The organism is Marinobacter zhanjiangensis (assembly GCF_014651935.1).
Classification (GTDB): Bacteria; Pseudomonadota; Gammaproteobacteria; order Pseudomonadales; family Oleiphilaceae; genus Marinobacter; species Marinobacter zhanjiangensis.
Map to the genome: position 1 here is coordinate 264,157 of NZ_BMXV01000002.1, position 23,795 is coordinate 287,951.

Consider the following 23,795-nt stretch of genomic DNA (forward strand, 5'->3'; position numbering starts at 1 on the left):
CCGGGTGGCTCCGATGTCGGTCTTTGGTCGTATTATAACCAGACCCTTCGGCTGTCGTCCGTTGCTGCTTTATGCCATTGATGCCCAGTGGTAAAGTTCTGATCAACCGTGCTCAGCGAATTAGCCAAGCGGGACACTGGTACCATGACGTCAAAAGATGAGCGACTGCTGTTCCTGGAACAGATGAAAGATGTCCGCCGCATCCGGCGACCCAACCGGGCGCAGGTGTCCACTCCGAAGGAGCTGACCCCCGGGCACCTGGAGCGCCAGCGTGCCGCTGTGGATGCCCGGTCCCCTGACGCCAACCCACTGACAGCGTCGGACGTTGACCCCCTCACTGCTCAGGATATTCTCAGCTGGCAGCGGCCAGGGGTGCAGCACGGGGTGTTTCGCAAGTTGCGGTTGGGCCAGTATCCAATTGAAGCGCGCCTGGATCTGCACCGCATGACAGTGGAGCAGGCCCGCCGGGAAGTATTCGGTTTCGTCAAGGATTGTGTCAGGTACGGCCTGCGGTCGGTGATTATCCTGCACGGCAAGGGTGAGCGGAATCCGGACGGTATTGCCCAGATCAAGAGTTACCTGGCCCGATGGTTGCCGGAACTGGACGACGTGCTGGCGTTTCATTCGGCCCAGAAGCATCACGGCGGAACCGGCGCGGTCTACGTTATGGTCCGCAAGAGTGATCAGCAAAAGCAGCGTAACCGGGAAATCCACGGGGCGCGATAAAGGTTGTTCTGACAGGTGAGAGTGGTATGAAAAAACTGTTTGTTGCGGCATTGGCCGTAGTGGTACTGGCCGGTTGCCAGGGCCGTGCGCTCTGGAATGACAATGGCAAGGTGGAAGAAGCCACCACTGACCGGGAGGTCTGGGATGACAAGGGGCAGGTGGAAAGATCCACCAGCAACCGGGAGATCTGGGACTCCAACGGCAAGATGAATACCGAAGGCCGCAAGATCTGGCACGATTCCGAAGGCAACCCGGTGATCCAGTGACCGGATCCTTTGACGTAACCCGCTACAGCCGGGCGGCCGGGGAGATCTGCCGGGCGGGTCAATTCCTGTACCAGCGGGGCTGGTCGCCGGCCACCAGCAGCAATTATTCGAGCAGAGTCAGTGATCGCCATGTGGCCATTACCGTCTCAGGCCGTCGCAAGGGCCAACTGACCGGAGCCGATATCATGGTGGTGGACCTGGATGGCAGCCCCGTTCAGAGTGACTGCCGCCCGTCGGCGGAAACCCTGCTGCACACGGTGATCTATCGTGACCGCCCTGACATTGGCGCGGTGCTTCACACCCACTCGGTCAAGGCCACCGTGCTCAGTCGACTGGTGGCAGAAGGTGAGGCCGTGGTGCTGGAAGACTACGAGCTGCAAAAGGCCTTCGCCGGCGTCGACACCCATGAGGGCAGGGTGACCGTGCCGGTGTTTGCCAACACCCAGGACATGACCTCCCTGGCCGCGGATACCAGCCGCTGGCTGGCGGATAACCCCGGCCAGCCGGGCTATCTGATCCGTGGCCATGGCCTCTACACCTGGGGGCGGGACATGCCCGAATGTCTGCGTCATGTGGAAGCTTTTGAATTTCTGTTTGAATGCGAACTTGAAACCATGAGGGTCCGTGGATGACTACCCTGAGTATCTTTGACCAGAACCAGCCGGACACCCCGGAACAGGTGGTGGAAAATCCCGCCGATATTGCCCGCCTGCTGGGAGAGCAGGGCATTCGTTTCGAGCGCTGGCCGACCCGGGCATTGCCGTCGGACGCCAGCCAGGACGATATCCTCGACGCCTATGCCGATGAGGTGGAACACCTGAAGCGCGATGGCGGGTTTGTCACCGCAGACGTGGTCGGGCTGACACCGGATAACCCACAGAAGGACGCCTTCCGCCAGAAATTCCTGGATGAGCATACCCACAGTGAAGACGAGGTGCGCTTCTTTGTGCACGGTCAGGGGCTGTTCTATCTTCATCTGGGTGAACGGATCTATGCGATTTTGTGCAGGCGCAATGATCTGATCAGTGTGCCCCACGGCACCCGTCACTGGTTCGACATGGGGCCTGAGCCGGCATTCACCTGCATTCGCCTGTTTACCAACCCGGAAGGCTGGGTGGCGGAGTTCACCGGTGAAGATATTGCCAGCCGGTTGCCCCGATACGAGCAACTCGCCGGAGCGGCATGATGATTCGCGTGATCCTCACCGATATTGAAGGCACCACCAGTTCCATCTCCTTCGTACACGAGGTGCTGTTTCCCTATGCCCGCAAGCACATGGGTGAGTTCGTCCGTGACTGGCGGCACGAAGACCCGGCGGTGGGCGAGCAGCTTGATGTGGTGGCGGAAGTGTCCGGTTGCGATCGCGACGATATTGATCAGCTGGTTCAGACCCTGGAGCAGTGGATCGACGAAGACCGAAAGGAAACCGCCCTCAAGACCCTACAGGGAATGCTGTGGGAGCAGGGCTACCAGCATGGTGCTTTCGATGGCCATGTCTACCCGGACGCCGCTGAATACCTGCGCTTCTGGCATGACCGTGGCCTGCGGCTCTATGTGTATTCATCAGGCTCGGTGAAGGCCCAGAAGCTGATTTTCGGCTTCTCCAGCGAAGGCGACCTGACTCCCTTTTTCAGTGGTTATTTCGATACCAGCGTCGGTGGCAAGAAGGAGAGCGCCTCCTATCGTAATATCATCGACAGGCTGGGCGTGGAGCCTGAAACGGTTCTGTTCCTGTCGGATGTGGATGCCGAGCTGGAAGCCGCCGAGGCCGCTGGTCTGAAAACCTGCTGGCTGGTGCGGGAGGGCAACCTGCCGGAAACCGACCGTCGCCCGGTGGCCCGGGATTTCCGTGAGGTTGATGCGCTGCTCCAGCGCCATTGAGCGCAGCCTCCCGGCGCTGCTCATGACGCTGGCGCTGGCGGGTTGCAACCCGTTCAGCGCCCCCGAATCCATGATGGACGAGTACGTAGAGCGAACCGCCCGCGTGCTCGACCAGTCCTACCAACTGACCCCCATCCCCGCCACCGATCCACTGCCCCGGCGCCGGGAGCGCGTGCTCGACATGCCCGCAGTGGAATTGGGGATGCTCGATTTCCTGTCTCTGTTCGGCTGCGAATTGCAGGTGGTGGCGGGTGAGCGTGCCTCCGTACTCGGCCGGGTGATGCAGCCAGCCAACCGCCTGCGCTACGAGGTGCGCTTTATCAACGCGGCTCAGGAATGCCTGCCGGAAATCGACGATAAGGAGCTCAGGTCAGACGTCGCGAAGGCTGTCGAAAGCAAGCGCAAATCGCTGCCCGTGGCTATCTGGAATGCCACCTGGGGCGTGGAGGAAATAGAGGGCCTGTTCACCCGAACGGAAGGGCTATACCCGCTGGCGCCGGGCGCGGGAACCGCCAACCTGTCGACGGACCTTGAGTCACTCAATGCCATGCTGATGCCTCTCTGGCAGGGCCATACGGATGTCAGCCTTGAGCAGCTGGGCGCTATCCACCAGCAATGGCAGAGCCACCAGGCCGCCGGGCAACTGATCCTGGCTGCCCGCATGCTGATCACCCGTCTGGATGACACCAGCGACGTGATCGAATCCCGCCTGAACGGACGGCCCCTGTGCCTGGACGGCAAACCCAACAACCAGTCGGATATTGTCCAGAACACGTTCTTCAGCGTGTTCATCGAGCGGGTCCAGCCCTACCTGGCCCGGGTACGCCGGGGCCGGGATGACATTATCCGGCCCCTGGAAGAACTGGCGGAACAACAAAAGACCGTCATGCCTGAGGCCTTCGGGAGCTGGTATGGGCAGTACCTGAAACTTGATGGTGACTCGCTATGGGCCCGGCTCGACGCCAGTCAGCAACGGCATGTTGAACTGTGGCAGCGGCAACTGGAGCAGTGTGGGTTACGGCCCGGGATGTAGAGTTCCACCTTACCCGATTATTTGTGACCGCTGTTGTGACTTTTCCCCATCAGAAACAGGGACGCGGCCAACGCCAGTACCGACAGGGCCAGGTAGATACCGTCCAGCGGGGTCAGGAAGCGGATATCCACAACGGCACGGAAGAATTCGATAATCACCGCCAGGATAACCACGCGAACGATCTTGTCCTTCAGCTCGTCAAAGGACTGAACATTGAAGGGGTGGCTCCGGCCGTCCTCTTCCGAGGCTTCGATGGGCGAGATAAACAACCGATAGATACCCAGCCCGAAAATCAGCAGTACCACGGCGATCAGATAGATGTCGACTGCAATGATAATGTCCGTCACCAGGAACTCATGGATGTCAGTCGCACCCGATCCCAGGTAATAGTTAACGGTGGCGATAACCAGCTGGACGATGTCCAGGGTGCCGACAATAAACAGCGTCAGTGCACCGAGAAGGCTGGCCATTACCGCGATGAGCACCAGAAAGCGGGAATTCCACAAAAACTGCTCAAACTTCTTCTCCAAGGGATTCATCGATGGTTGCTCCTGGGGGCGCCGCTATTAGGTTTCTGTCTGTTGAACTGGCTGCGTCTCAGCTCAGCTGGATACTTCACTACCGCTGACTCTCCGGCGTAACCCGCAGAATCTCCTCAATGGTGGTCAGTCCCGCGGCCACCTTTTGCGCCCCGCTCAGCCGCAGTGACTTCATGCCATCCTTGTAGGCATCCAGCCGCAGCTGTTCCAGCTCGCTGCGGTCGTTGATCTGGCCGGCGATGGTGCGGGACAGGCCCAGGATCTCGTAGACGCCGGCGCGGCCGAGGTAGCCGGTGTCCCGGCACTCCAGGCAGCCTACGGGCTGGTAGACCCGCTTGGGTTTGGGTGCCTTCCATGGGCGGGTCAGGGCGGTCCAGGCTTCCTCCTCCAGTGGCCCGGGCTTCTTGCAGTGCGGGCACAGCAGTCGCACCAGGCGCTGGGCCATGGCGCCGATGACCGTGGCGCGGATCAGGTAGGGCGGTATGCCCAGTTCCAGCATCCGGGTGAACGCACTGGGGGCGTCGTTGGTGTGCAGGGTGGACAGTACCAGGTGGCCGGTAAGGGCGGCCTGTACGGCCATTTCCGCGGTTTCCAGATCGCGGATCTCGCCGATCATGATGATGTCCGGGTCCTGCCGTAACAGGGCACGCACGCCGGAGGCGAAGGTCAGGTCGATGTTGTGCTGTACCTGCATCTGGTTGAACGCCGGCTCCACCATCTCGATGGGATCCTCGATGGTGCAGATGTTCTGGTCCGGCGAGGCCAGCTGCTTCAGCGTGGAGTAGAGCGTGGTGGTCTTGCCGGAACCGGTGGGCCCGGTGACCAGTACGATGCCGTGGGGGCGGCTGGTCATCTCGTGCCAGCGCTCCCGGTCCTCGGCGGAGAAGCCGAGCTGTTCGAAGGTCTTGAGCAGCACTTCCGGGTCAAAGATCCGCAGCACCATCTTCTCGCCAAAGGCCGTGGGCATGGTGGCCAGGCGCAGTTCAACTTCACTGTTGTCCGGCTTGCGGGTCTTGATACGGCCATCCTGGGGGCGGCGTTTCTCCGCCACGTTGAGGCGGCCGAGGATCTTCAGGCGACTGGTAACCGCCACGCCCACCTGTTCCGGAAACTCATAGACGTTGTGCAGCACGCCATCAATGCGGAAACGCACACGGGTGACCTCCCGCCGGGGCTCGATATGGATGTCGCTGGCCCGCTGTTCGAAGGCGTATTGCAGCAGCCAGTCGACAATCTTGACCACATGCTGATCGTTGGCGTCGTGGCTGGTGCCCTGGCCGATATCCAGTAGCTGCTCGAAGTTGTGCAGGTTGCCGGAGCCACGAGCCTGCTGGCCGCCGGCCTTGTTGACCGAGTTGGCAAGCTGATAGAACTCCACCGTGTAGCGGCGGATGGACTCCGGGTTGGCCACCACGCGCTTGAGGGGCCGCTGCAGCACGTGGCGCAGGTTGGCTTCCCAGTCGCGTTTGAAGGGTTCCGCGCTGGCAATTACCGCTTCATCGTCGGTCACCTCCACGGCCAGGATGTGATGGCGCTGGGCAAAGGCGTAGGACATGGCCCGGGCGATGGCCGGGGCATCAATCTTGAGGGGGTCAATGTGGTAGTAGGGCTGGCCGGCCCATTCCGACAGCCAGCGGGTCAGCCGTTCCAGGTCCAGGGTGCGATGGTCGCGCAGGCTGGTGAGCCCGGCAATGGCGATCACTTCCAGCGGGTGCCTGGCCTCCACGCTGGCGCCCAGGTTGGCAGACAGTACGCGCTCGGCGTCTTCGCGGTCGACTTCACCAGTGTCCGCCAGGGCGTTGCACAGTTCCCGCAGGGTCAGGGTGTGCTCCGGGCGGGTCTCGCGGGCCAGGGTTTCTGCCATGAACTACCTCATGTCTGGGGTCAGGGAGCGATCAGGGCCGGTTCACCTTAAGGTGAACCATGGCGACAGTAAACAGTGACCCGCTGAGCACGGCCATCACTACGGGCATCGGCGCCCCTTCGCTCAGCCAGGCGCTGACCACCGCCTGAGTAAAGTAGAAGATCAGCACAAAGCTCATCCAGATATAACCGCGGTTGTGGCCTCTGAACACCACCCCGGCAAAGGGCAGCAGCGGCAGCAGTTTTACCGCCAGCATCAGCGGCACCGATACGTCGTCCACCTGGTCGGGCCAGAAAGTGGTAACAACCAGCAGCACCAGGAACAGAGTATAGAGCCCGGCGGACAGGGCACGGGTCTTTTTTGCGTTTTCAGAATACAGCATGGAATGTCCTGACAGGGTAGCAGGTGGTTGGTTCCGGCGGATCAGTCCGCAAGTTTGGTGGCCAGCCGGGCGAGGCGTTCGCCGAAGGTCTGGCAGATGGCCTTTTCATCATCCGTTAGTGGATTCTCCGCTTCGGTGCCACCCCAGTGGGATGGCCCGTAGGGCGTGCCGCCCGCACGAGTTGTGGCCAGTGCTTTCTCACTGTAGGGCACGCCGCACAGCACCATGCCGTGGTGCAGCAGCGGCATCATCATGGTGAGAATGGTCGACTCCTGACCGCCATGGAGGCTGCCGGTGGAGGTAAAGGCACCGGCGGGTCGTCCGGCGAGTGTGCCACTGGCCCACAGATCACCGGTACCATCGAGAAAGTACTTCAGCGGTGCGGCCATATTGCCGAACCGTGTCGGGCTGCCGATGGCCAGTCCGGCGCAATCGGCCAGATCGGCGCGGGTTGCCCAGGGGGCGCCGTCATCCGGCACGGCCGGTTGCGAGGCCTCGGTATCCGGTGATACCGACGGCACGGCGCGGATCCGCGCTTCGATACCGTCAACCCGTGCAACGCCCCGGGCAATCTGACGGGCCAGGGCTGCGGTCTGGCCCGTGCGGCTGTAGTAAAGGACGAGTACGTAGGGCAGCTCTGGCTGGCCGTTGGGCATGATGGACTCCTCGAGTCAGGGCGGTGAGTGCGAAACGTCAGAGCAGGGTGAGAACCTGCTCCGGTGGGCGCCCCATGGCAGCCTTGCCCCGATGGGTGACAATGGGGCGCTCAATCAGCTTCGGGTTCGCGCTCAGAGCCTGCAGCAATTGCCCGTCGGTCAGCGACGGATTGTCCAGACCCAGTTCCTTGTATTCGCTTTCCTTTACCCGGATGATATCCCGCACGGAGCAGCCCAGGGCGTCCACCAGTACCGCCAGTTCGTCAGGCGTCGGTGGGGTTTCCAGATACTTCAGCACCTCCGGCTGGAGACCGTTTTCCTTCAGCAACGCCAGGGTCTGGCGGGACTTGGAACAGCGAGGGTTGTGAAAGATGCGGGTGTGTTCAGGCAAGGTTCTGGTGTCAGCCATGTCGGTTTTCTGTTCTCTGCCAGTGGTAACCATGGAATACATACGCGAAAGGCTGCCAAGTCTATCAGGAGGAGTGATGGGGAAGCACCCTGTTGTCCGGATTCTTGCCTCTGTTCTGGCGCTGGTGCTGGTGGGGTGCAGTGAGCCGGAGCCGCCATCCGCTGCCGGCGCCGGTAACCCGGCGTTCGCCACCGCGGCGGGAGAGTCCATCGAATGGGCCTCATTGCGGGGCGAGTGGGTACTGGTCAACTACTGGGCCGAGTGGTGCAAGCCCTGCCTGGAGGAAATTCCGGAACTGAACGACGTTGACGCCCACGAAGGCATCACGGTGCTGGCCGTGAACTTTGATGGTGTTTCCGGCGAAGAGCTGGTGGAGCTTGGTCAGCGCATGGGCATCGGTTTCACCATGCTGGCGGATAATCCGGCGCCGGCACTGGGCTGGGATATGCCCCAGGGGCTTCCCGCCACCTTTGTGGTAGCGCCGGACGGCGAGCTGAAGGACACCTTGATGGGGGCGCAGACAGAAGCGGATCTGATGGCCCTGATGAAACGGGACTGAACGAGCCCCATGCGATAGAATCCCCCTTTGGAACGATCACCGGGAACACGAGTTTTATGAGCCAGAATTTTGTCCACCTCCGCGTCCACTCCGAGTATTCCATGGTGGACGGGCTGATCCGGGTCAAACCATTGATCAACCGGGTGAAGGAGCTGGGCATGCCCGCCGTGGGGCTGACCGAGCAGTCCAATATGTGCTCGCTGGTGCGCTTCTACAAGGCCGCCATGGGCGCTGGTGTCAAGCCCATCCCGGGGGCGGACCTGTGGCTGGAGAATCCGGACGAGCCGGACAACCCCTTCCGTCTGACCCTGCTGGCGCAGAATCAGGACGGCTACCTCAACCTCACCGAAATCATCTCTCTGGGCTATACCGAAGGTCAGCGCTTCGGGAAGCCGATTATTCGCCGGGAGTGGCTGGAAACCCGCCGTGACGGCCTGATCGCGATCTCCGGTGGCAAGATGGGCGACGTCGGCAAGGCCCTGCTGGCGGGCAAGCCGGAACTGGCCCGGGAACGCCTGCGCTACTGGATGGAGCTCTACCCGGACAGCTACTACCTGGAACTGCAGCGCACCGGTCGCGCCGGTGACGAGGATTGTCTGCACGTCTGTGTCGAACTGGCGGCGGAAGCCGGCTGCCCGGTGGTGGCCACCAACGACGTGCACTTCCTTGACCAGGAAGACTTCGAGGCCCATGAGGCCCGGGTCTGCATCGGCGAGAGCCGGACCCTGGCGGACCCGCGCCGGGATCGCCGCTTCAGCGATCAGCAGTACCTGCGCAGCGCCGAGGAGATGGTCGAGCTGTTCGAGGACATTCCCGAAGCCATCGAAAACACCGTGGAGATTGCCCGCCGCTGCAGTGTGCCGGTGCGCATGGGTGAGCACTTCCTGCCCAACTACCCGATTCCCGATGGCATGACCATGGACGAGTTCTTCCGCAAGGTGTCGGAAGAAGGCCTGGAGGATCGTCTTGCCACCTTCCTCAGCCCTGATGACCCGGAGTATGACGAGAAGCGGGCCACCTACTACAAGCGGCTGAATTTCGAGCTGGATATCATCATCCAGATGGGGTTCCCGGGCTACTTCCTGATCGTGATGGACTTCATCAAGTGGGCCAAGAACAACGGCGTACCGGTGGGCCCGGGCCGGGGTTCCGGTGCCGGCTCGCTGGTGGCCTATGCCCTGCTGATTACCGACCTGGACCCGCTGCAGTATGACCTGCTGTTCGAGCGCTTCCTTAACCCGGAGCGGGTCTCCATGCCCGACTTTGATGTGGACTTCTGCATGGAAGGCCGCGACCGGGTCATCGACTATGTAGCCGACAAATACGGTCGCGAGGCGGTATCCCAGATCATCACTTTCGGCACCATGGCCGCCAAGGCGGTGGTGCGGGACGTGGCGCGGGTACAGGGCAAGTCCTACGGCCTGGCCGACCGGCTGTCCAAGATGATCCCCTTCGAGCCGGGCATGACCCTGGAGAAGGCCCTGGAGCAGGAAGAACCGCTGCGTGATTTCCTGGGGCAGGACGAGGAGGCCCAGGAAATCTGGGAAATGGCCCTCAAGCTGGAAGGCATCTGCCGTAACGCCGGCAAGCACGCCGGCGGCGTGGTCATCGCGCCCACCAAGATCACCGATTTCTCGCCCCTGTACTGTGATGATGAGGGCGGCAGCCTGGTAACCCAGTTCGACAAGGGGGATGTGGAAGACGCCGGCCTGGTGAAGTTCGACTTCCTGGGGCTGCGGACCCTGACCATCATCGACTGGGCCCTGAAGATGATCAATCCCCGCCGTGAAAAGCGGGGTGAACAGGCACTGGACATCAATGACATTCCCCTGGACGACGTACCGTCCTTCGACATGCTGAAAAAGGCGGAAACCACCGCCGTGTTCCAGCTGGAATCCCGGGGCATGAAAGACCTGATCCGGCGCCTGCAGCCGGACTCACTGGAAGACATGATTGCCCTGGTGGCGCTGTTCCGTCCCGGCCCGTTGCAGTCCGGCATGGTGGATGACTTCATCGACCGGAAGCACGGTCGCCAGCCGGTGTCATTTCCCCACCCGGACTACCAGTATGAGGGCCTGAAACCGGTGCTGGAGCCCACCTACGGGGTTATCCTGTACCAGGAGCAGGTCATGCAGATCGCCCAGGTGATGGCCGGGTACACCCTGGGCGGCGCCGACATGCTGCGCCGGGCCATGGGCAAGAAGAAACCCGAGGAAATGGCCAAGCAGAAGGCCATCTTCCTGGACGGCTGCGCCAACAATGGCATCGACAAGACCCTGGCGGAGAACATCTTCGACCTGGTAGAAAAATTTGCCGGCTACGGCTTCAACAAGTCCCACTCGGCCGCGTACGCCCTGGTGTCCTACCAGACCCTGTGGCTGAAGGCCCACCATCCCGCGGAGTTCATGGCGGCGGTGCTTACCGCTGATATGCAGAACACCGACAAGGTGGTGACCCTGGTGGAAGAGTGCCGGGCCATGGGGCTCGACCTGGTGCTGCCGGACGTAAGCACCTCCGAGTACACCTTCACGGTCAATGACGAAGGCCAGATTGTTTACGGTCTCGGCGCCATAAAGGGATTGGGTGAAGGCCCCATACAGAGCATTGTGGAGGCTCGCCAGGAGGGTGGTGCCTATAAGGACCTGTTTGACTTCTGTTGCCGGGTGGACCTGAAAAAGGTCAACAAACGCGCCCTGGAAGCGCTGATCCGCGCCGGTGCGGTGGACAAGCTGGGCCCCGGCCGGTCGCAGATGATGGCCAGCATCGACAAGGCCATCCAGCAGGCGGGGCAGCAGTCACGCAATGAATCCGCCGGCATGACCGACATGTTCGGCGATATCCTTGGCGGTGACGAAGGAGTCGATCCCTTTGCCGACGTGGCCCATGTGCGGGAGTGGACGGAGAAGGTACGGTTGAAGGCTGAAAAAGACACCCTCGGTCTTTACCTCACCGGTCACCCGTTCGACGAATACGAGAAGGAAGTGCGCCGTTTCGTGCGCTCGGCGATCGCCGATGTCCAGCCAGCCCGGGCGCCGCAGCGGGTGGCGGGCCTGATCGTGGCCCAGCGCACCATGAAGACCCGCACCGGCTCCACCATGTGCTTTGTCACCCTGGACGATCGCAGTGGCCGCATCGAGGCGACCCTGTTCTCGGAGGCGTTCAACGAGAACCGGGAGCTGCTGCAGTCGGACCAGGTGATCGTGCTGGAAGGGCAGGTGAGCCACGACGACTATTCCGGGCAGATAAAGATGCGGGTCAGTTCCGTGATGGACGTGGCCACGGCCAGGCAGTCCTTCAGTCGGGGGCTGCAGCTGCGACTGGACGCGAAGCAGTTGCAGAATGGCCTGCTGGACAAGCTCGACAGCACCCTGCGACCGTTCCGCAGTCAGGGTAGCCCGGTGTGGATCGAGTACGTGAGCGATAACGCCAGTACCCGTATCGAACTGGGGGAAAACTGGCGTGTGCAGCCGGACGACAACCTGCTGTACGAGCTGAAATACCTGGTGGGAGATAACCAGGTGGAACTGGTCTATGATTAAGGCTGACTGAAGGTCAGGTGTCACACTCAGACCAAGGTCCGCTTTTTTAACGGCCCCTGCGTTGTTATCGTTACCCTAAATTCCAAGCTGGTGCCTCTAGCTGGCGCTGAACAAAAAAGTTGATGGAACACCATGAACCCTAATTACCTGGACTTCGAACAGCCCATTGCCGACCTGGAAGCCAAGATTGAAGAGCTGCGGATGGTGGGCAACGACACCGAAATCAACATCACTGACGAGATCAACCGGCTCAGGACCAAGAGCGTCAATCTTACCGAGAGTATCTTCTCGGACCTGAAGTCGTGGGACGTGGCCCGTCTGGCCCGGCACCCCCGTCGCCCCTATACCTTTGACTACCTTGACATGATGTTCGAGGATTTCGACGAACTGCATGGTGACCGCACCTATGCCGATGACAAGTCGATTGTCGGTGGTACCGCCCGCCTTGACGGCAAGCCGGTGATGGTGATCGGCCACCAGAAGGGCCGCGAGGTTCGCGAAAAGGTGCGCCGCAATTTCGGTATGCCCCGGCCCGAGGGCTACCGCAAGGCCCTGCGCCTGATGGAAATGGCCGAGCGCTTCCGCATGCCGGTACTGACCTTTATCGACACGCCGGGAGCCTACCCGGGTATCGGTGCCGAGGAGCGCGGCCAGAGCGAGGCCATCGCCCGCAACCTGGCGGTGATGTCACGGCTGAAAACCCCGATCCTGTCCAGCGTGGTGGGCGAGGGTGGCTCCGGGGGCGCCCTCGCCATCGGTGTCTGTGATCATCTGTACATGCTGCAGTATTCCACCTACGCGGTTATTTCCCCGGAGGGCTGTGCCTCCATCCTCTGGAAGAGCGCGGACCATGCCTCAACGGCCGCCGAGGCCATGGGTGTGACTGCCAACCGTCTGAAAGAACTGGGTATCGCGGACACGGTTGTCAAGGAACCGCTGGGTGGCGCGCACCGTAACCCCCAGGAAATGGCCGACAATCTCAAGGAAGAACTGCTCAAGGGACTGCACGAATTCGGCAGCCTCAGCCAGGAAGAACTGGTGGCCCGGCGCTACGAGCGCCTGACCCGCTATGACACAGGGCGGTAAACAGCCGCCCGACGCCTTTCCGCCGGAATTGCTGGCGCCCCTGGAGGCGCTGGCGGCTTCCGGGCCCGTCAGGGTCGCCCTTTCCGGCGGCCTCGACTCCATTGTCCTGCTCCACCTGGCCTGTCATGTGTTTGCTCGTCGGCCGGAAATCCTGTCAGCGATTCATGTCAATCATCAGCTGCAGCCCGATGCGTCACACTTCGAATCCCGGTGCCGCCAGATCTGCGAGCAGCTGGGTGTGCCGCTGGAGGTGGTCCGTGTCCGCGTGGACGACAGCCCGGGCAGTATCGAAACCCGGGCCAGGGACGCCCGTTACCGGGTGTTTTCGGAGCGGCTGGTGCCGGGTGAAGTCCTGTTGATGGCGCACCACCAGGATGATCAGGAAGAAACCCTGCTGTTCCGTTTCCTGCGTGGCTCGGGTGTGCGCGGGCTGGGGGGGATGCCGGCGGAGCGGACCCTGGGGCGTGGGCGGCTGGTCCGGCCCTGGCTGCAGGTGCCCCGCCGGCTGCTGCGGCAACAGGCCCTGAGTGCATGCTGGTCCTGGGTGGAGGACCCCACCAATGCCGACGACGGGTTCGATCGCAACTTTCTGCGACACCGGATTCTTCCGGTGCTGCGTGAACGCTGGCCGCAACTGGATCGCCGCCTGCTCGCGACCGCCCGGGCCTGTCGCGAGAGCGCCGAGCTGGCAGATCTGCTGGCGGAGTCCCACTATCAGCAACTGGAGGCAGGCCGGGACCGGCTCAGCCTGTCCGGGGTCAGGGCGTTGCCGTTGGTGGCCTGCCGCAATCTGTTGCAGTGGTGGCTGGGTGACTCTCTGGACCGGTCACTGGGGGACAGCGAGATCCGTGACCTGCTGGACTCATCGGACGACGCCAGCCCGGAGATCCTGGCGGGTGAATTTGCCCTGCGTCGGTTTCAGGACCATATTTACCGGGTGCCCCGGGTGCGGGCGCCACTGGTGGGCGATCAGCCGTTGCTGGCGAATGAGTGGGTGACGGATGGCGATTACTGTCTCTGCCTGCGTTGCCATGGTGATATTGATAAAGTCCCGCAACTGCGGCTCGGCCACCGCCGTGGTGGCGAGCGACTCAGGCCGGGTCCGGAAGGTCAGAGCCGGCCCCTGAAGAAATGGCTTCAGGAGCAACAGGTGCCGCCCTGGGAACGGAACCGGTTGCCACTGGTGTTCCAGGGCAACGGTGAACTGGTGGCGATCGCTGACCTGTGGTCTGCCCCGGACGTGGCGGGAGACGAGCCGGAAAATGGCTGGTGGCTGGATATACGGCAACAATGAGGGAGTCGGTCCGGTGGGCGCCTGGATAACTTTTTGCGTCCGCCGCGGATTGAGCAGCCGGGGGCTTTCTGGTAATCTGACGTCCCATCTCGAGATGACAATCTCCCTCCGATACTGAACCTGATAATCACGGAATCTGCATGACGCGTTATATTTTCGTCACCGGCGGTGTTGTGTCCTCATTGGGGAAAGGGATCGCGTCAGCCTCCCTGGCGGCAATCCTGGAAGCGCGTGGCCTGAAGGTCACCATTCTCAAGCTGGACCCCTATATCAATGTGGACCCGGGCACCATGAGCCCGTTCCAGCATGGTGAGGTCTTCGTTACCGAAGACGGTGCAGAAACCGACCTGGATCTGGGCCACTACGAGCGGTTTATCCGCACCCCCATGACCCGCCGCAACAACTTCACCACTGGTCGGGTATACGAAGAGGTGATCCGCAAGGAGCGCCGGGGGGACTATCTCGGTGGAACCGTGCAGGTGATTCCCCATATCACCGATGAAATCAAGCGTCGTGTGGTGGAAGGCGCCGCTGGCGTGGATGTGGCGCTGGTGGAAATCGGTGGCACCGTGGGTGATATCGAGTCGCTGCCCTTCCTGGAAGCCTGTCGTCAGCTCAAGGTGGAAGTCGGCCCGCAGCGCGCCCTGTTCATGCATCTCACCCTGGTGCCCTATATCGCCACCGCCGGCGAGATCAAGACCAAGCCCACCCAGCACTCCGTGAAGGAGATGCGCTCCATCGGCCTGCAGCCGGATATCCTGCTGTGTCGTTCCGAGCACGAGGTGGATGCGGGTTCCCGCCGCAAGATCGCCCTGTTCACCAACGTGGAAGAGCGGGCGGTTATTCCCCTTGAGGACGCCAGTTCGATCTATGCCATACCACGCAAACTCCATGATTTCGGTCTGGATCAGCTGATTATCGAGCGTTTCAATCTCAAGGCCGGTGAAGCCGATCTTGGCGAGTGGGACGCGGTGATGGACGCCATTACCAATCCCCAGCAGGAAATCACCATCGCCATGGTGGGTAAGTACATGGAGTTGCTGGATGCCTACAAGTCGCTGATCGAATCCCTGCTGCACGCCGGCATCAAGACCCGCACCAAGGTTCGCATCGAGTACATCGACTCCGAGGACATCGAGCACAATGGTACCGGCGTGCTGGACAGGGCCGATGCCATCCTCGTGCCGGGTGGCTTTGGCGAGCGGGGCGTGGAAGGCAAGATCACCACCGTGAAGTACGCCCGGGAAAACAAGGTGCCGTATCTGGGCATCTGCCTGGGTATGCAGGTGGCAGTGATTGAATATGCCCGTAATGTCGCTGGCCTGGAAGGCGCCCATTCCAGCGAGTTCCGCGAAAATTCCCCGGCACCGGTGGTGGGCCTGATCACCGAATGGCTGGACTCGACCGGCAAGCGCGAGGAACGCACCGAGGAATCGGATATCGGCGGAACCATGCGACTGGGTGCACAGGACTGTGTAGTGACCGAAGAGTCCACCATCGGCCAGTGTTATGGTCGCAAGATTATTCGCGAGCGTCATCGCCATCGCTATGAGGTGAACAACCATTTCGTGCCTCAGCTGGAGCAGGCCGGCCTGAGAGTGGCCGGTCGTTCCACCGATGGCAAACTGGTGGAAGTGGTGGAAGTGCCGGATCACCCCTGGTTCGTCGCCTGCCAGTTCCATCCCGAGTTTACCTCCACCCCCCGTGACGGACACCCGCTGTTCACCGGGTTCGTGGAAGCCGCACTGAAACACGCCGGGCGCTGAGGCCCCGGCGCTGGCCCATTCAAGGACACGCTGCCATGGCTCAGAACACCGTTTCGGTCGCCGATCTCTCCATCGCCAATGACCAGCCGTTCGTGCTGTTCGGCGGCATGAACGTACTGGAGTCCCGGGACCTGGCCTTCGAAGTGGCCGACGCCTATGTTGATATCACCCGGCGCCTGGGCATTCCCTATGTGTTCAAGGCGTCCTTCGACAAGGCCAACCGGTCATCCATCAATTCCTTTCGTGGACCCGGGCTCGAGCAGGGCCTGCAGTTGCTGGCCGACATCAAGGCGAAATACCGGGTTCCTGTCATTACCGATGTCCATGAGCCGTGGCAGGCGGAACCGGCCGCAGAAGTCTGTGACATTATCCAGCTACCCGCCTTCCTCAGTCGTCAGACCGATCTGGTTGTGGCCATGGCGAAGACCGGCGCGGTCATCAATATCAAGAAAGGCCAGTTCCTGGCGCCCCGGGAAATGGCCCACATCATCCGCAAGTGCGAGGAAGCCGGCAACGACCGGCTGATTCTCTGTGAGCGCGGCACCAGCTTCGGCTACAACAACCTGGTGGTGGACATGCTCGGCTTCGGTCAGATGAAGGCGCTGGGTGTGCCGGTGTTCTTCGACGTGACCCATGCCCTGCAGATGCCCGGTGGCCAGTCGGATTCCGCTGGCGGTCGTCGTGCCCAGGTGGTGGATCTGGCCCGGGCAGGCATGTCCCAGGGGCTGGCGGGACTGTTCCTGGAGGCGCACCCGGATCCCGACAGGGCCCTGTGCGACGGCCCCTGTGCCCTGCGACTGAACCAGCTGGAGCCGTTCCTGAAGCAGATGAAGGCCATGGATGAACTGGTCAAGGGCTTTGAACCCCTCGATACGGCCTGAGGTTGCCCGCGGGCAAGGCCATGATTTTCTGTTTGATACCTTAAGTCAGATATTTCCGGAGATTGAAAAGCATGACCAAAATCGCTGATATCAAGGCCCGCGAGATCCTGGATTCCCGCGGCAACCCGACCGTGGAAGCCGACGTAATCCTCGAGGATGGCACCCTCGGCCGGGCCTGCGCGCCTTCCGGTGCCTCCACCGGTTCACGGGAAGCGCTGGAGCTTCGCGATCAGGACAAGGGTCGCTATCTGGGCAAGGGTGTCACCAGGGCGGTGTCTGCCGTCAAGGGTGATATCCGCAACGCACTGGTAGGCCGGGACGCGGCAGATCAACGGGCGCTCGATCAGATCATGATTGATCTGGACGGCACTGACAACAAGGCCAACCTGGGCGCCAACGCGATCCTCGCGGTCTCCCTGGCGGCGGCCAAGGCAGCTGCCATCTCCCTGGGCAAGCCCCTGTACGAGCATATTGCCGATGTGAACGGGTCTGCCGGCCAGTACTCCATGCCGGTACCCATGATGAATATCCTCAACGGCGGCGAGCATGCCGACAACAATGTGGATATCCAGGAATTCATGGTGCAGCCGGTATCGGCCACGAACTTTGCCGAAGCCCTGCGCATGGGCGCCGAAATTTTCCACAGTCTCAAGAAGGTACTGAAGAGTCAGGGCCTCAATACCGCCGTGGGTGACGAGGGTGGCTTTGCTCCCGATCTGCCGTCCAACGAAGCCGCACTGGCGGTGATCCAGGAGGCTGTGGAGGCCGCCGGCTACAAGCTGGGCACGGATGTGACCCTGGCTCTGGACTGCGCCTCCTCCGAGTTTTACAGGGATGGCCAGTATCAGCTTGCCGGCGAAGGCAAGAACTTCGACTCCGCCGGTTTCACCGACTACCTGGCGGGTCTGTGTGAGCGTTATCCCATCGTCTCCATCGAGGATGGCATGGACGAGAGCGACTGGGACGGCTGGAAGGTGCTCACCGACAAGCTGGGCAGCAAGGTGCAGCTGGTGGGCGACGACCTGTTTGTGACCAACACCCGCATTCTCGAGGAAGGCATCGGGAAGGGTGTCGGCAACTCCATCCTGATCAAGTTCAACCAGATCGGCAGCCTGTCCGAGACCCTGGACGCCATCAAAATGGCGCAGGATGCCGGCTACACCGCGGTGATCTCACACCGCTCCGGTGAAACCGAGGACACCACGATTGCCGATCTGGCCGTGGCGACCTGTGCCGGACAGATCAAGACCGGCTCGCTGTGTCGCTCCGACCGCGTAGCCAAGTACAACCAGTTGCTGCGTATCGAGGAAGCTCTTGGCGGAAAGGCCGCCTATCGTGGCCTTAGCGAGATCAAGGGTCAGGGTTAACATGAAATAACAGTCGTTAGTGCATGATTGCGCTGACTAGGCTAGACTCTTTGAGCCGTCGGTGGTTGCGGGTTATCCTGCTGCGCCGACGGTTTTGTGGCTTCAGGGCAGGGAAGTGCCGGAGTAAAGGGCCAAGCGTCCTTTGCCACCGCATGGCCCGTTGGCACACTGGTAATAATGGCGAATAACGCTCCGGACCAATGGAATAACGGAATCGTACAATGAAGGTGCTCTGGTCCATTATGGTGATACTGATTGTCCTGCTACAGGTGCGCCTGTGGGTAGGAGAAGGCAGTTATGCCCAGGTCTGGGGCCTGAGCGAAACCATTGACGAGCAACGCCGTGAAAACGCCAGGCTTGCGGCCCGGAATGAACGTCTCTTTGCCGAAGTGCGCAACCTGGGCTCGGCTCAGGGCGCCGTAGAGGAACGTGCCCGCAAGGACCTGGGGCTGATCCGCGATGATGAAACCTTCTTCCTGGTCTTGGAGCCCTAGTGTTAAGGCACACTAAAAGGTTCCCTGTTGTCTATGAATGCCCACCGTTTCTGGTTGGTCGTGCCTGCCGCCGGCATTGGCCAGCGCATGCAGTCTGCCGTTCCCAAGCAATACCTGACCCTCGCTGACCGATTCCTGCTGGATGTCACGCTTTCACGCCTGCTTGCCGCCTGTGCCTGGGAAGGCTGCGTGGTGCCGCTGCATCCGGAAGACCGGTGGTGGCGCCACAGTGAGAGTGCAGCGGACGGCCGTATCGAGACCTGCGCCGGTGGAGCCGAGCGGGTTGACTCGGTGATCGCGGCGCTGCGTCATCTGGAGGGCCGTGCCGGCGACCAGGACTGGGTGCTGGTACACGATGTGGCACGGCCCTGTGTTCACCGGAGTGACCTGCACCGACTGAGAAACGAGCTGGCTCCGGATAGCGTTGGTGGACTGCTGGCGGCTCCGGTCTCCGATACCGTCAAGCAGGTGGCGCCTGGCTCTGACCGGGTCAGTGGAACGGCGGATCGACGCCAGTTGTGGCGAGCTTTTACGCCTCAGATGTTTCGTTACGGTGATCTGCTGCCGGCCCTGGAAACGGGTGCGCGCGAGCATGCCGGAGCTATCACCGATGAAGCATCCGCCATGGAACTGGCCGGCTGGCGGCCCCGGGTTGTGGCGGGGCGTACCGACAACATCAAGATTACCGTACCGGAGGACCTGGCGCTGGCCGAGTTTATTCTCGCCCGCCAGGACGCCGGGTAACTCCATTCAGTTCAGGCAGGTGTCATGAGAATAGGCCAGGGTTTTGATGTCCATGGGTTCTGTGAAGGCTCACAGATCATCATCGGTGGTGTCCCCATCGCGCACGATAAGGGCCTCAGGGCTCATTCCGATGGAGACGTACTGCTCCACGCCGTTGCCGATGCCCTGCTCGGGGCGGCGGCACTGGGTGACATTGGCCATCTGTTTCCGGACACCAGTGCCGAGTGGGCAGGCGCCGACAGCCGGGTCCTGCTGCGGGAAGTACGCCGACAGATCGCCGAGCGCGGCCTGAGAGTGGTTAACCTTGATAGCACCATTATTGCCCAGGCGCCGAAGATGGCTCCCCACGTGGATGCCATGCGCCAGCACATTGCCGAGGACCTGGGCATCGCCATGGACCATGTCAGCGTCAAGGCAACCACCACTGAAAAACTGGGCTTCACCGGCCGCGGGGAAGGCATTGCCTGTCAGGCCATCTGTCTTCTGGATGAGCAACGTTCATGAGTGGCTGGCAGCTCGAGTGGCCTGTTCCGGGGGGGAAGCCCGAAGCTTCGGCCCACCTCAAACATTATCCCGGGGACTTCCGGGTGACCGAATTGCTGGATACCGGTGGTCCGCTAAAGGAGCTGGAGACTCAGCAATCCCTGACGGTCCCGGGGCAGGGCGAGCACCTGTTGATCTACCTGGAGAAGACCGGCGACAACACGCCCTGGGTGGCCCGGCGTCTGGGTGAGCTTGCCGGCTGCGGTGATAGCGGCGTGGGCTATAGCGGGCTCAAGGATCGCCATGCGGTGACACGCCAATGGTTCAGTGTGCAGCGCCCCGGCATGGAGGCGGAGGATGAGGCCTTTATCCGGACGCTTCAGTCGCACTGGCCGGTGCTGGCGGTGGCCCGCCGCGGTCGCAAGCTGCGGCGGGGAGAGCATCATGGCAACCACTTTGATATACGCCTGCGAGCGCTGACCGGCGACCCGACGATACTGGAACAACGGCTCAACATGGTGTCCCGCCAGGGTTGCCCCAACTATTTCGGTCTGCAGCGGTTTGGTCACCACGGCAGCAACCTGGACAGGGCAGTGGCCATGGCCGAACGGCCTGTCCGTCGGCGCCGTGGGCGCAAGTCGGTGGGGGGCCGGGACGGGCTGTATTTTTCCGCTGCCCGTTCCTGGCTGTTCAACCAGGTTCTGGCCGAGCGGGTCAATCAGGAAAACTGGTTACAGCGACTGGATGGTGAACCCGACGAGGTTCCCACCGGCCCCCTGTGGGGTGACGGCGGCACGGTAGCCGGGGGAGCACAGGGCATGCTCGAGCGTGAAGTGGTCGCCCGCTCTCCGGCCGTCGAGGCAGTATTTGCGAGCACACGGATGGCCCCGGAGCGCCGCCCGCTGATTCTGATGCCGTCGGACCTGGCGTGGTCCCTGTCGGAGCAGGAGGGCGACCGGTTTCTGGATCTGTCGTTCACCCTGGCCCCCGGTCAGTACGCCACTACCATGCTCTCGTCCGTGGTCACGCTGCTGTCAGGGTCCTGAGCGAGTTACCCGTTTTTTTGCGAGGCAATTTGCCAGAACGGCAGGTTCATGACACAAATGTCATCGTTTATCCGTTAGAATCCTGACCTGGGTTTTTACACTATTGCGGTGCCAGCAGCCACAGGCGCCAACACAACATTATGCGGAGAGACTGGAAATCGTGCGTATCTTGCTGTCGAACGATGATGGGGTTTATTCCCCCGGCCTGGTGGCCCTCCATGCAGGCCTGGAAGGGCTGGCGGACATGGAGGTGGTTGCACCGGACCGTGACCACAGTGGTGCCAGCAATTCCCTGACCCTGAATCGTCCGCTGACGGTGGATCAGCACCCTGGCGGTTTCCGCTCCGTGGACGGTACGCCCACTGACTGCGTGCACCTGGCGGTGAATGGCCTTTTTGACGAGCCCTTCGACCGGGTGGTTTCCGGCATCAACACCCACGCCAACCTGGGTGACGATATTATCTACTCCGGCACCGTTGCCGCCGCCACCGAGGGCCGCCACCTGGGCCTGCCGGCTATCGCGGTTTCCCTGGTCAACAATGGCCACTTCCACTACGAAACCGCCGCCCGGGTGGTACGCACCTTACTGGAGCGGGATAACTGGCCCGATCTGGGTGGCCGCTGCATTCTGAACGTGAATGTGCCGGATGTGCCCTGGGAGTCTATCGCCGGGTTCCGGGTAACGCGCCTTGGCCATCGGGGTCGTGCCGAGGGGGCCGTCCCCATGACCTGTCCCCGGGGCAAGGCCCGCTACTGGATCGGCGCTGCGGGCGAGGGCGCGGATGCCGGGCCGGGCACGGATTTTCACGCTGTCGGCGAGAACTACGTGTCCATTACGCCAGTCCATATCGACATGACCAAGCATGATGCCTTGTCATCATTGAGGAGCTGGGTGGAGGCCGGAAGCTGATGGTGGCTATCGACGGAATCGGTATGACTTCACGCCGCACCCGCCTGCGGCTGATTCAACGGTTGCGGGAAGCCGGCATCCGGGACGAACGGGTACTGGGTGTGATGGAGGAAGTGCCGCGACATATCTTTGTGGATGAAGCCCTGTCCCACCGCTCCTATGAAGATACCGCACTACCCATCGGTAACAACCAGACCCTTTCTCAACCCTACATCGTGGCACGCATGACCGAGGTGCTGATGAGCGCCAACCCGAAAAAGGTGCTAGAGCTGGGGACCGGGTCCGGTTACCAGACCGCCATCCTGGCCAGGCTCTGTGACGAGGTGTACAGCGTTGAGCGGATCAAGGCCCTGCAGGATCAGGCGCGGGAGCGGATGCACCTGCTGAAGCTGCGTAACGTGATGCTGCGGCTGGCCGACGGCCCCATGGGCTGGCCGGACCGGGGCCCGTATGACGGTATTCTCGTTACCGCAGCGCCCCGGGTGTTGCCGCAGGAACTGCTGGACCAGCTGGCAGACGGCGGTGTCATGGTGGCACCGGTCGGTGAGGAACGGCAGGTACTGGTCAAGGTAACCCGGGAGGGGGATCAGTTCCACACCGAGGAAATGGAACCGGTGCGGTTCGTCCCTCTGCTGGGTGGAGTGGTTCGTTGAAAGGACTCCGGCAACATGCAGGAATCTTTATCCGCGGCGTGGCCATGGGCGCCGCTGATGTGGTGCCGGGGGTGTCCGGCGGTACCATCGCCTTCATTACCGGCATCTACTTCCGACTTCTCGGAGCCATTGGTGCGGTGCCTTCCGCGTTCTTTCTGTCCTTTGTCAGGGGGCATTGGCGCCGGTTCTGGCACGAGATCGACGGAACCTTCCTGGTAACGCTTCTTGCCGGCATACTGGTCAGTATTGCCACCCTGGCCAACCTGATTACCCGCGCCCTTGATACCTATCCCGTTGCCCTGTGGAGTTTTTTCTTTGGCCTTATTGTGGCGTCTGTGTGGCATGTGCTGGGGCAGATGAATGAACGTCGCTGGTGGCTGGCCATTCCGGTGGCGCTGGGGGCGGCCTTTGCCTGGTGGGTAACAACCCTGTCGGCCAGTCAGGTCGACCCCGGGGCACTGGTGTTTTTTCTCTCCGGTGCACTGGCCATCTGCGCCATGATCCTGCCGGGGTTGTCCGGCAGTTTCATCCTGTTGATTCTGGGTATGTACGGGCCGGTTCTGGCCGCGGTGCGGGAAGTGGATCTGGCCCTTATCGGGCTGTTCCTGGGGGGCTGTCTGGCCGGGTTGCTCAGCTTTGCCCGTTTGCTGGGCGTGGTCCTGCGCAAGGCTCATGATCTGGTGTTGGCGATATTGACCGGTTTCATGGTGGGGGCCCTGAACCGTGTCTGGCCCTGGCAAGAGGTGGTCCGCTGGCGCACCAGCAGCGGTGGAGATCAGGTACCCCTGGAGCAGGTCAGTGTCTCGCCAATGCGTTATGCAGAAGTGACAGGCGAGCCTGCACAGATTACCGTAGCCATTGTGGCGGTACTGGCCGGTCTGGCCATTGTTCTGGCTGGTGAGTGGTTGTCCAGGCGTACCGCCCGGACATCATTGGCAGCATCAGGCATGTGATTTGCTGCCGCTTTTTGCGAAATCCGGGCGATGCAGTTGTGCGACTGGTCACGCAAGGTCTGAGATGAGTGTTACTTTATTGGTGCTTTATCTGTTTCTTTCGGTAACACCCTGCGGCTCCCGGTAACCTGGACATGTTCACAAAAGATGCAATAAATTAAAGGTTTACGGGACCATTGAGAGGATTGTTCCGGCCTGATAGATAATTTCGAGATAAAAACGATATCAATATATCCGTGAATTATAGCATCAGTCAGTGCAAGC

Annotated in this window: 25 protein-coding genes; 20 read left to right on the top strand and 5 right to left on the bottom strand. The window is 61.6% G+C overall.

Annotated elements, in window-relative coordinates; all coding sequences use genetic code 11:
- The first annotated feature begins 144 nt into the window (after positions 1-144).
- Genes smrA through IE079_RS04695 form a run of 6 tightly spaced genes read left to right on the top strand, consistent with a single transcriptional unit; the run spans position 145 to position 3,906 of the window.
- Positions 145-726: a DNA endonuclease SmrA gene (gene smrA / locus IE079_RS04670; protein WP_189573578.1), complete on the top strand. Its 582-nt coding sequence runs from the start codon at positions 145-147 to the stop codon at positions 724-726.
- Between the two features lie 26 nt (positions 727-752).
- Positions 753-992: a lipoprotein gene (locus tag IE079_RS04675; RefSeq protein WP_189573580.1), complete on the top strand. Its 240-nt coding sequence runs from the start codon at positions 753-755 to the stop codon at positions 990-992.
- Entirely contained in the window at positions 989-1,624 is a 636-nt protein-coding gene (locus tag IE079_RS04680; RefSeq protein ID WP_189573582.1) for a methylthioribulose 1-phosphate dehydratase, read from the top strand. Before IE079_RS04675 ends, IE079_RS04680 begins: the two co-directional genes overlap by 4 nt.
- Positions 1,621-2,178, top strand: a complete 558-nt coding sequence (locus IE079_RS04685) for a 1,2-dihydroxy-3-keto-5-methylthiopentene dioxygenase (RefSeq protein ID WP_189573584.1) — start codon at positions 1,621-1,623, stop codon at positions 2,176-2,178. Before IE079_RS04680 ends, IE079_RS04685 begins: the two co-directional genes overlap by 4 nt.
- Positions 2,178-2,873 carry an acireductone synthase gene (gene mtnC, locus IE079_RS04690; RefSeq protein WP_189574659.1) on the top strand — a complete coding sequence of 232 codons (696 nt, stop codon included), beginning with the start codon at positions 2,178-2,180 and terminating at the stop codon, positions 2,871-2,873. The genes IE079_RS04685 and mtnC overlap by 1 nt, the downstream gene beginning before the upstream one ends.
- Positions 2,851-3,906: a DUF3080 domain-containing protein gene (locus IE079_RS04695; RefSeq protein ID WP_189573586.1), complete on the top strand. Its 1,056-nt coding sequence runs from the start codon at positions 2,851-2,853 to the stop codon at positions 3,904-3,906. The genes mtnC and IE079_RS04695 overlap by 23 nt, the downstream gene beginning before the upstream one ends.
- Positions 3,907-3,923: 17 nt before the next feature.
- Here IE079_RS04695 and IE079_RS04700 read toward each other — a convergent pair whose 3' ends face one another.
- The 5 genes from IE079_RS04700 to arsC all read right to left on the bottom strand — a co-directional run bounded on the left by IE079_RS04700 (position 3,924) and on the right by arsC (position 7,738).
- Entirely contained in the window at positions 3,924-4,445 is a 522-nt protein-coding gene (locus IE079_RS04700) for a YqhA family protein (protein WP_189573589.1), read from the bottom strand.
- Positions 4,446-4,524: 79 nt separating this feature from the next.
- On the bottom strand, positions 4,525-6,309 hold the full coding sequence (gene tfpB / locus IE079_RS04705; RefSeq protein ID WP_189573591.1) for a type IV pilus assembly ATPase TfpB: 1,785 nt from the start codon (positions 6,307-6,309) through the stop codon (positions 4,525-4,527).
- Positions 6,310-6,340: 31 nt separating this feature from the next.
- Complete coding sequence (locus tag IE079_RS04710; protein ID WP_189573594.1) at positions 6,341-6,691, bottom strand: DUF2069 domain-containing protein; 351 nt, start codon at positions 6,689-6,691, stop codon at positions 6,341-6,343.
- 41 nt (positions 6,692-6,732) lie between these two features.
- Entirely contained in the window at positions 6,733-7,347 is a 615-nt protein-coding gene (gene wrbA, locus IE079_RS04715) for an NAD(P)H:quinone oxidoreductase (protein WP_189573597.1), read from the bottom strand.
- 37 nt (positions 7,348-7,384) lie between these two features.
- Positions 7,385-7,738: an arsenate reductase (glutaredoxin) gene (arsC, locus tag IE079_RS04720; protein ID WP_189574661.1), complete on the bottom strand. Its 354-nt coding sequence runs from the start codon at positions 7,736-7,738 to the stop codon at positions 7,385-7,387.
- Positions 7,739-7,832: 94 nt separating this feature from the next.
- Here arsC and IE079_RS04725 point away from each other — a divergent pair, with 94 nt between their 5' ends.
- The 14 genes from IE079_RS04725 (at position 7,833) to IE079_RS04790 (ending at position 23,531) form a co-directional block, all read left to right on the top strand.
- Positions 7,833-8,315 carry a TlpA family protein disulfide reductase gene (locus IE079_RS04725; RefSeq protein WP_189573599.1) on the top strand — a complete coding sequence of 161 codons (483 nt, stop codon included), beginning with the start codon at positions 7,833-7,835 and terminating at the stop codon, positions 8,313-8,315.
- A gap of 56 nt (positions 8,316-8,371) precedes the next feature.
- Positions 8,372-11,854 carry a DNA polymerase III subunit alpha gene (gene dnaE, locus IE079_RS04730; RefSeq protein WP_189573601.1) on the top strand — a complete coding sequence of 1,161 codons (3,483 nt, stop codon included), beginning with the start codon at positions 8,372-8,374 and terminating at the stop codon, positions 11,852-11,854.
- Between the two features lie 132 nt (positions 11,855-11,986).
- Positions 11,987-12,940, top strand: a complete 954-nt coding sequence (gene accA / locus IE079_RS04735; RefSeq protein ID WP_189573603.1) for an acetyl-CoA carboxylase carboxyl transferase subunit alpha — start codon at positions 11,987-11,989, stop codon at positions 12,938-12,940.
- Positions 12,924-14,234 carry a tRNA lysidine(34) synthetase TilS gene (gene tilS / locus IE079_RS04740; RefSeq protein ID WP_189573605.1) on the top strand — a complete coding sequence of 437 codons (1,311 nt, stop codon included), beginning with the start codon at positions 12,924-12,926 and terminating at the stop codon, positions 14,232-14,234. The genes accA and tilS overlap by 17 nt, the downstream gene beginning before the upstream one ends.
- A 140-nt stretch (positions 14,235-14,374) precedes the next feature.
- Positions 14,375-16,000, top strand: a complete 1,626-nt coding sequence (gene pyrG, locus IE079_RS04745; protein ID WP_189573607.1) for a CTP synthase — start codon at positions 14,375-14,377, stop codon at positions 15,998-16,000.
- A 35-nt stretch (positions 16,001-16,035) separates the two neighbouring features.
- A complete protein-coding gene (kdsA, locus tag IE079_RS04750) occupies positions 16,036-16,881 on the top strand; it encodes a 3-deoxy-8-phosphooctulonate synthase (protein WP_189573610.1) in 846 nt (281 codons plus the stop codon).
- 71 nt (positions 16,882-16,952) lie between these two features.
- The gene (gene eno / locus IE079_RS04755) at positions 16,953-18,248 is read left to right on the top strand and encodes a phosphopyruvate hydratase (RefSeq protein ID WP_189573613.1); all 1,296 of its coding nucleotides are present in this window, start codon (positions 16,953-16,955) and stop codon (positions 18,246-18,248) included.
- 221 nt (positions 18,249-18,469) lie between these two features.
- Positions 18,470-18,742, top strand: a complete 273-nt coding sequence (locus IE079_RS04760; RefSeq protein WP_189573616.1) for a septum formation initiator family protein — start codon at positions 18,470-18,472, stop codon at positions 18,740-18,742.
- Positions 18,743-18,775: 33 nt separating this feature from the next.
- Positions 18,776-19,486 carry a 2-C-methyl-D-erythritol 4-phosphate cytidylyltransferase gene (gene ispD, locus IE079_RS04765; protein ID WP_189573619.1) on the top strand — a complete coding sequence of 237 codons (711 nt, stop codon included), beginning with the start codon at positions 18,776-18,778 and terminating at the stop codon, positions 19,484-19,486.
- A gap of 24 nt (positions 19,487-19,510) precedes the next feature.
- On the top strand, positions 19,511-19,990 hold the full coding sequence (ispF, locus tag IE079_RS04770) for a 2-C-methyl-D-erythritol 2,4-cyclodiphosphate synthase (RefSeq protein WP_189573622.1): 480 nt from the start codon (positions 19,511-19,513) through the stop codon (positions 19,988-19,990).
- Entirely contained in the window at positions 19,987-21,015 is a 1,029-nt protein-coding gene (truD, locus tag IE079_RS04775; protein ID WP_189573625.1) for a tRNA pseudouridine(13) synthase TruD, read from the top strand. Before ispF ends, truD begins: the two co-directional genes overlap by 4 nt.
- A 160-nt stretch (positions 21,016-21,175) precedes the next feature.
- Entirely contained in the window at positions 21,176-21,925 is a 750-nt protein-coding gene (surE, locus tag IE079_RS04780; RefSeq protein WP_189573628.1) for a 5'/3'-nucleotidase SurE, read from the top strand.
- Positions 21,922-22,578, top strand: coding sequence for a protein-L-isoaspartate(D-aspartate) O-methyltransferase (locus IE079_RS04785; protein ID WP_189574663.1), 657 nt, complete (start codon positions 21,922-21,924; stop codon positions 22,576-22,578). The genes surE and IE079_RS04785 overlap by 4 nt, the downstream gene beginning before the upstream one ends.
- The gene (locus tag IE079_RS04790; protein WP_227712323.1) at positions 22,575-23,531 is read left to right on the top strand and encodes a DUF368 domain-containing protein; all 957 of its coding nucleotides are present in this window, start codon (positions 22,575-22,577) and stop codon (positions 23,529-23,531) included. The genes IE079_RS04785 and IE079_RS04790 overlap by 4 nt, the downstream gene beginning before the upstream one ends.
- The last annotated feature ends 264 nt before the right edge of the window (positions 23,532-23,795 follow it).